We start from the raw sequence: 2,971 nt of genomic DNA, 5'->3' as shown, positions 1-2,971 counted from the left end.
CGCGTACCTCGAAGGTGGTGTGGTCGAGCACGGCGATGCCGCCGGGCCCCTCCTGCCCGTCCGCGCCGCCGAGCGCGGAGACGTAGATGCCGTCCGGCCCGCAGTGCACGGTGTGCGGGCGGGAGTATCCGGCGCGCTTGCCGAGTTCCTCCGGGCCGATCACCTTCACCAGTTCGGGGCGGCGCGGGTCGGGCTTGGTGTCGAGCACGTGGATCCGGGACGAGCGCAGGCCCGGCACGATCAGGTAGCGGCGTTCCACGTGCGGGTGCGGCGCGGTCGGGCAGAGCGCGCTGCTGCAGGCGTTCCAGCCGAAGTGGTGCAGCTCGTCGCCGGTGTTCGGCAGCTCGGTCCAGCCCACCACCCGGCCGTACGAGTCGGAGTCCGGGTCGGTGTCGAGCACCGCGATGGCGTCGGGGCGCTGCCCGGCGCGGTCGAACGCGGCGACGTACGCGAGCTTCTCGGCCGGCGCGGTGGCGGCGAGCGCGGGGGAGGGGTAGAAGGTCGGGTCGGGGGTCCAGCGGGTCATCGGTTCTCCCTCGCGGTCAGCCGGCGGGTACGCCGAGGCGGTCGAGCAGGTGGCGGCGCAGCGCGCCGAGGGCCGGGTCGTCGGGGCTCGGGGTGGGGCCGAGGCGTACCGGCACCTCTTCGGCGATCACGCCGTCGTCGAGGAGCAGGACGCGATCGGCGAGCAGCAGCGCCTCCTCCACGTCGTGGGTGACGAGCAGCGCGGCGAAGCCGTGCTGGGCGCGCAGCCGCCGCAGCAGCCCCTGCATGCGCAGCCGGGTCAGCGCGTCCAGCGCGCCGAACGGTTCGTCCAGCAGCAGCAGGTCCGGTTCGCGGACCAGCGCGCGGGCCACCGCGACCCGCTGCGCCTGCCCGCCGGACAGCTCGGCGGGCCAGGCCCGGCCCCGGTCGGCGAGCCCGACCTCGGCCAGCGCGCGGCCGACCCGGTCGCCCACGTCCGGCCCGGTCAGGCCGAGCGCCACGTTGTCCGCCACCCGCTTCCACGGCAGCAGTCGATGCTCCTGGAACACCACGGCGGCGGTGCCGTGCACCGTGTGCTCGCCGCCCGCGTCGCCGTCGAGCCCGGCCAGCACGCGCAGCAGCGTGCTCTTGCCGGATCCGCTGCCGCCGAGCAGCGCCACCGTCTCCCCGGCGGCGATGGTCAGGTCGACCCCGGCCAGCACCACCGCCGGGCCGAAGGACCGGGTCACCGCGCGTGCGGTGAGCACCGGCCCGGTCAGGTCGCGCGCAGTCCGCGTCGCCACGCCAGCGTCCTCCTCTCCGCGTACCGAATGAGCAGGTCGGAGGCGAGCCCCAGCAGCGCGTAGATGAGCAGGCCGAGCACCACCACGTCGGTCTGGCTGAACTCGCGTGCCTCCATCATCAGGAAGCCGACGCCGGTCTGCGCGTTCACCTGCTCGCCGACGACCAGGCTGAGCCAGGCCGCGCCGATGGCCAGCCGCAGCCCGAGGAACAGCGACGGCAGCGCGCCGGGCAGCACCACGTGCCGCAGGCGGGCCGCCGCGCCGAGACCGCAGGTGCGCGCCGCCTCGACCAGACGTTCGTCGATGTCGCGGATGCCGGCGTACGTGTTGAAGTAGATCGGGAAGAACGCACCGAGCGCGACGAGCGTGACCTTCAGCGACTCGCCGATGCCGACCCAGATGATCAGCAGCGGGACCAGGCCCAGGTGCGGCAGCATCCGGGCCATCTGCACCGGCGGGTCGACCAGGTCGTCGCCGAGGCGCAGCAGCCCGGCCGCCGCGCCGAGTACCAGCGCCAGGCCGCCGCCGATGAGCAGGCCGAGCGCGGCGCGGGTGAGCGAGTCGAGCAGGTGCACGCCGAGCGTGCCGTCGCTCGCCAGCCGCCACCCGGTGGCCAGCACCGCGCTGGGCGCGGGCAGCTTCTCCGCGGCGAGCAGGCCGGTGCGCGCGGCGACCTCCCAGCCGAGCACGAGCACGAACGGGCTCACCGCGCGCCGCCACCGCCGCGAGGCGCGGGCCCGCGACCGCTGCGGCGTCGCCCGATCGGGTACGACAGCGGGGCTCGCCTCGGCCAGCGCCGGACCGCTCACTGGAACGCCTCGTTGAACCGGCCGTCCACCCGTCCGGCGATGTCGACCGGTCCGGGCACCAGCTTCAGCTCCACGAAGCTGTCCGCGATGGCCTGCAACTCGGCGCCGATCTCCGGGGTGACCGGGGCGAGCGGCTTGGCGCTGCGGGCCAGCGCCCGGGTGGTCACGTCGAGCGGGATCTTCAGCTCCGGGGCGAGGACGGCGGCCCGCTCGGTCGGGTGGGCGATGCCCCAGTCCGTGGTCTGCCGGTACGTGTCCAGGAACGCGCGTACGTCGTCGGTGCGGTTCTTCACCGCGTCCGGCGCGGCCAGCACGTACTCGCGGTTGCCGGCCAGGCCGGTGGCGTCGGCGAGCACCCGTACGCCGGGCTGCTCGGCCAGCGCGAAGTAGGGATCCCAGATGATCCAGGCGTCGACCTGCCCGTTGTCGAACGCGGGCCGCCCCTCGGCGGGCTTGAGGTACTTCACCTTGATGTCGGCGAGCGTCATCCGGTTCGCCTCCAGCAGCTTGACCAGCAGCCAGTGCACGTTGGAGCCCTTGTTCAGCGCGACCGTCTTCCCGCGCAGGTCGGCGAATCCACGATACGGGCTGCCCGCCTTGACCAGAACCGCCTCGCCCTGCGGGATCGGCTGGGACGTGCCGACCACGGAGAACGGGATCTTGCCGGCGGCGGCGAACACGGGTGGGGCCTCGCCGACCTGACCGATGTCGATCGAGCCGGCCTTGAGCGCCTCGGTCAGCGCCGGGCCGCTCTCGAACAGCGACCAGGTGACGTTCTTCGCGTCGCCGCGCGCCTTGACCAGGCTGAGCCCGCCGAAGCGCTGGTAGCCGATCCGCAGCGGGCCGTCACTGCCGCCGCCGCTGGCGTCGGCCGCCTCGCCGCCGCAGGCCGTC

The 2,971-nt window shown here is 74.4% G+C and carries 4 protein-coding genes; all 4 read right to left on the bottom strand.

The window, feature by feature from the left end; all coding sequences use genetic code 11:
- On the bottom strand, positions 1 to 526 hold a 526-nt coding region (locus KBX39_RS27675; protein WP_247660673.1), incomplete at its 3' end, for a selenium-binding family protein.
- A gap of 16 nt (positions 527 to 542) precedes the next feature.
- Entirely contained in the window at positions 543 to 1,268 is a 726-nt protein-coding gene (locus tag KBX39_RS27670; RefSeq protein ID WP_064445698.1) for an ABC transporter ATP-binding protein, read from the bottom strand.
- A complete protein-coding gene (locus KBX39_RS27665) occupies positions 1,241 to 2,077 on the bottom strand; it encodes an ABC transporter permease (RefSeq protein WP_210873306.1) in 837 nt (278 codons plus the stop codon). Before KBX39_RS27665 ends, KBX39_RS27670 begins: the two co-directional genes overlap by 28 nt.
- A partial coding sequence (locus KBX39_RS27660; RefSeq protein ID WP_210873304.1) for a sulfonate ABC transporter substrate-binding protein occupies positions 2,074 to 2,971 on the bottom strand: 898 nt, incomplete at its 5' end. The genes KBX39_RS27660 and KBX39_RS27665, both read right to left, overlap by 4 nt.

Source organism: Micromonospora sp. D75 (assembly GCF_018070405.1).
GTDB classification, from domain to species: domain Bacteria; phylum Actinomycetota; class Actinomycetes; order Mycobacteriales; family Micromonosporaceae; genus Micromonospora; species Micromonospora chalcea.
The sequence above is the reverse complement of the archived record's forward strand: the minus strand, read 5'-3'. Positions and strand labels throughout refer to the sequence as shown.